This is a genomic window from Brunnivagina elsteri CCALA 953, assembly GCF_002289455.1.
Taxonomy (GTDB): domain Bacteria; phylum Cyanobacteriota; class Cyanobacteriia; order Cyanobacteriales; family Nostocaceae; genus Brunnivagina; species Brunnivagina elsteri.
The window spans coordinates 1-4,709 of record NZ_NTFS01000468.1 but is presented as its reverse complement, the minus strand read 5'-3'; the positions used below and the strand labels follow the sequence as shown (position 1 = coordinate 4,709).

Annotated in this window: 3 protein-coding genes; 2 read left to right on the top strand and 1 reads right to left on the bottom strand. The window is 39.7% G+C overall.

What is annotated here, in order from left to right:
* The first annotated feature begins 43 nt into the window (after positions 1-43).
* Positions 44-2,680, top strand: a complete 2,637-nt coding sequence (locus CK510_RS26560) for a GAF domain-containing protein (protein ID WP_095724518.1) — start codon at positions 44-46, stop codon at positions 2,678-2,680.
* A gap of 415 nt (positions 2,681-3,095) precedes the next feature.
* On the opposite strand, the gene CK510_RS26555 is transcribed toward CK510_RS26560, so the two are convergent.
* On the bottom strand, positions 3,096-3,353 hold the full coding sequence (locus tag CK510_RS26555; RefSeq protein ID WP_095724519.1) for a DUF7219 family protein: 258 nt from the start codon (positions 3,351-3,353) through the stop codon (positions 3,096-3,098).
* A gap of 591 nt (positions 3,354-3,944) precedes the next feature.
* On the opposite strand from CK510_RS26555, the gene purC reads away from it, so the two are divergent.
* Entirely contained in the window at positions 3,945-4,685 is a 741-nt protein-coding gene (gene purC / locus CK510_RS26550) for a phosphoribosylaminoimidazolesuccinocarboxamide synthase (protein ID WP_095724517.1), read from the top strand.
* Positions 4,686-4,709: the final 24 nt, after the last annotated feature.

The following is a 4,709-nucleotide window of genomic DNA, read 5'->3' as shown; positions in this document are numbered from 1 at the left end:
TACTAATACTGTAAGCAGCCCAAATCCCAAATACCTAATTCCCATGACACTTCCCAGTCCTGGTAGCGTCTTGGCTACGTTAACAGAAATGACTCAGGTTAATCGCACTCACGCACTTTTGCGACGTGTGAAAGACCTCTCAGTGACAGAGTTTGTATGCCTACTTGATTTTATTACCGCCGAATTTCAGCAATTTTTGAGGGCAATTGAATTAATCAATAATGAAGCCCTCGAAACAATGTTAGAAAAGGTTTTGGAGGCAATTACTCTTAAAATTGGTCAAATTCTGCAAGCCGAACATACAGCAATTTTTTTGGTCGATCATGATAAAGGTCAATTATGGTCGAAGATTCCTCAAGAGAATATTCACAAACCTCTGGAAATTCGGACTCCGATTAATGTTGGTATTCCCGGACATGTAGCAAGTACTGGGGAATGTTTGAATATTCCCGAAACAACAAGTCATCCCTTATTTAGTCCCGAATTAGAAAAACAAATGGGCTACAAAATTAATAATATTTTGTGTATGCCTGTTTTAAGTAGTAAAAATCAAACTGTTGCGGTTGTCCAGCTAGCAAATAAAACCGGGGATAGTCCCTTCGATCAAGAAGATGAAAGACGGTTTCGTGACTTTGCCGCATCGATCGGAATTATTTTAGAAAGTTGTCAATCATTTTATGTAGCAGCACGCAATCAAAGAGGTGCCACAGCATTATTAAGAGCGACTCAAACCTTGGGTCAAAGTTTGGATTTGGAAGCGACTTTGCAGATAGTCATGGAACAAGCCAGAATTTTGATGCAAGCTGACCGTAGTACCCTATTTCTGCATAGGAAAGAAATGGGGGAATTGTGGACAAAAATTGCTGCTGTTGATGAAGAAAAAGAGGTGGAAATTCGCATTCCTTCAAATAGGGGAATTGTTGGTTATGTAGCATCGACAGGTGAAGCTTTAAATATCCCAGATGCTTATAAAGACCCACGTTTTGACCCCAGTACTGATAGAAGAATGGGGTATGTAACCCGCAATATTTTATGTTTACCCGTGTTCAATTCCGCGAATGAACTAATCGGGGTGACACAGTTAATTAATAAGCAGCAGGGTAGTTTTACTGCGTCTGATGAAGAGTTTATGCGGGCATTTAATATCCAAGCTGGAATTGCCCTAGAAAATGCTCGATTATTTGAAAATGTATTGTTAGAAAAGCAGTATCAAAAAGATATTTTACAAAGTCTTTCTGATGCGGTCATCTCCACTGATATGGGTGGACAAATTGTCACTATAAATGATGCAGCATTAGTGTTATTGGGATGTCCCCTTGGTGAACCCCATGAAAAGCATAATAAAACTTCGTGGGAACAAAATTTCATTGGTCGTTTGGTATGGGAAGTTGTACCAATCGATAATTTGCAAATGCGGTTGGAGGATAGCTTAAAAACTGGTGCAAAACACTATGTACCCGAACAAACTCTCACTGCTGGAATTTGTTACCTGCTGGAAACAGATTTGCAAATTGAAGAATTTAATTTGAGTCAGACAAACTTTAAAAATGGTAGTCAAGATACGACATCAAGTGATACAGCAATAACTCCACATCCTATTTTTGTTGTTCGCGATCGCAATAATTCCAGCAAATTTCTTCCTTGGAACCAACTTCTGACTCCCCTATCAGAATTAATCCCCGAAAACCAAGTTCAGCAAATCGAACGTAGCATGAATCTCACTGTAAACCCCCTCACCAACCCAGTTGGTGGGGTTCGAGGTGGATTGGTGGTTTTGGAGGATATCAGCCGTGAAAAGCGGATGAAAACCACGATGTATCGATATCTTACTCCCCACGTAGCCGAACAGGTAATGGCTTTGGGTGAAGATGCTTTGATGGTGGGGGAACGTAAGGAGGTGACAATATTATTTTCGGATATCAGAGGCTACACCACACTTACGGAAAATCTCGGAGCTGCTGAGGTTGTATCCCTGCTCAATCAATACTTTGAAACGATGGTGGAAGCGGTATTTAATCACGAAGGAACCCTGGATAAATTCATTGGTGATGCTTTGATGGCTGTATTTGGGGCACCATTACCGCTAACAGAAAATCACGCTTGGAAGGCAGTACAAGCAGCTTTAGAAATGCGACGACGACTGGAAGAATTTAACCAAAGACGCATCATTGAACAACAACCTCAAATTCATATCGGCATTGGTTTGAGTTCTGGGGAAGTGGTTTCTGGTAATATTGGTTCCCACAAGCGTATGGATTACACCGTAATTGGTGATGGTGTCAATCTCAGTTCCCGCTTGGAATCCATCACAAAAGAATACGGTTGCGATATAGTTTTGAGCGAATTTACCTACCAACTTTGCAGCGATCGCATTTGGGTACGTCAACTCGATAAAATTCGCGTTAAAGGCAAACACCAAGCCGTAAATATCTACGAATTAATTAGCGATCGCACTAGTCCACTCGACTCTAATACTCAAGATTTTCTCTCACATTACCATGCTGGGCGATCGGCATTATCATCACGCAATTTTAAAGATGCAATTCTCTGCTTTGAAGCTGCACAAGCAATTCGACCTCATGACCATCCTCTAAGTATACATCTCAAACGCGCCCACAATTACCTCCTACAACCACCCCCAGAATCTTGGGATGGAGTATGGACTATGAGCAGCAAATAAATATAAAAAATAATGTAGAGACGTGATACATCGCGTCTCTCTATATTCCTGATTGTCTATATTTTTATTTCTGAATTGCAAAGATGACCCACCTGGTTGTCTCTACTTACGATATTCAGTATAATTTGCACGTTGAAGCTATTGGTATTGAATTTCCTGACTATTTTAGGCACTTTCAAAATACCCTATTTTCCTGATGTGCCATTTTTAATCAATAACCTACTTAGGAACGCAAACTAAACAACATGCAATTCCGGTTGAATTGTTAATGGTGCGTTAGAGAACTCCACAGAAAGAAATGCCCAATGTCATTCTGAGGAACGAAGAATCTCGCGTAGATGCTTCGTTCCTCAGCATGACAACACAGGATCATTCATTTTGTGGCTTACTCTTACTGTTGCACTTTATTTAATCCTCATTCCTTACTTTCCTCTTCTCCACCAAAAGGATTCTCACCTATTTTCAATTGCTTCTTTGCTCGTTTTAATTGTTTCCACAATGCTTTTACTTGGTCGTAAGCTTCTTCTGGGGAAATTTTTCCCGATGTTTCCAAGCTACAAATTATACCAACACGTTGGGCAAATTCTTGGAAATTGGCGTTAAATACCAAGTTTTCTGGTTTCACTTGACCATAATAACGACCACGAGGGTAGAGAAAATCATCTTTGTCCACTTTTTGCTTTCTCCACTTTTTGCTTTCTCCACTTTTTGCTTTCTCCACTAAAAAAATGATCGAAAAGCCTCTAAATTCAGCATTCAGAAAATAGGGCTTTCTAAATGCTTATTATTAATTCTAATCTCATTTTATTGAGAATAATGATTATCATCAGATAATCATCCAATGTATTTATTATAGATTATGGTGGTCAACTAGTTTTTCACTCTCCCTCCTGGGACAGATGTTTGCAGGGTAATTAAAATTAGGGGTGACTGCTATATGGTAATGTAAAGAATAATACGTGGTCAAAAAGTTCGATGGGAGTGTAATTTAAAATGCTATCTTATCTGTGCTGCGACTTGCTGATGCTGGCGACACTGAACTAGCTGGGTTTTTGCAAAAAATACTTTTTACTTTTTCTTTGGTGAAGATAAAATTTTAGGAAAGTATTTTGTTTGGGTTAAAACTTCTTGGGTTTAATTTTGAAATTTTCGATTAACCAAGATTTTTTGGATGAACAATGACGAATAAGAACGTAACTAAAGATAAAATGGTTAAGCCTAAAAGCATCAAGCCAGCCCCATACCTCAGAAATAACCTCCCATCATGTCAGCTCACTCCAAGTTATACGAAGGCAAAGCCAAAATAATCTACTCTACGGAAGAACCGGAAATCTTGCTAGCCGATTTTAAAGATGATGCAACCGCCTTTAACGCTCAGAAGCGTGGGAACATCACTGGAAAGGGAATTATTAACTGTATCATTTCCTGCAAGTTATTTCAACAACTAGAGTCATTAGGAATTAAAACCCATTACATAGACAGCCCCAAACCGAATCAAATGCGGGTTAAGGCAGTTAAAATTGTGCCGATAGAGATTGTGGTGCGAAATATTGCGGCAGGAAGCTTGTGTCAGCAAACAGGATTGCCCTTGGGGACAGAGTTAAAGCAGCCGTTGGTGGAATTTTATTATAAAAATGACCAGTTAGGCGATCCGCTTTTAACACGCGATCGCATCAGGTTACTGGAATTAGCTACACCGGAACAAGTAGACGAAATTACCCATCTAGCATTGCAAATCAACAATTTTTTGATCGACTTTTTCCAGCGATGCGGCATTACCCTAGTGGACTTTAAACTGGAGTTTGGTTTGGACTCACAACAGCAAATTTTGCTAGCTGACGAAATTAGTCCCGATACTTGTCGTTTATGGGACATATCCGCAGCAAACGACCCCGACCGTAGAGTATTGGACAAAGACCGCTTCCGTCGGGATATGGGCAATGTAGAAAACGCTTATCAGGAGGTTTTAAACCGCGTACTCAAAGCGGTAGAAAATAACAATTAATTTATTTTCTCATTAGTTTTTGGT

Coding starts and splice junctions, on each gene's coding strand:
- CK510_RS26560 (WP_095724518.1), top strand. CDS start 44: ATGACACTTCCCAGTCCTGGTAGCGTCTTGGCTACGTTAACAGAAATG.
- purC (WP_095724517.1), top strand. CDS start 3,945: ATGTCAGCTCACTCCAAGTTATACGAAGGCAAAGCCAAAATAATCTAC.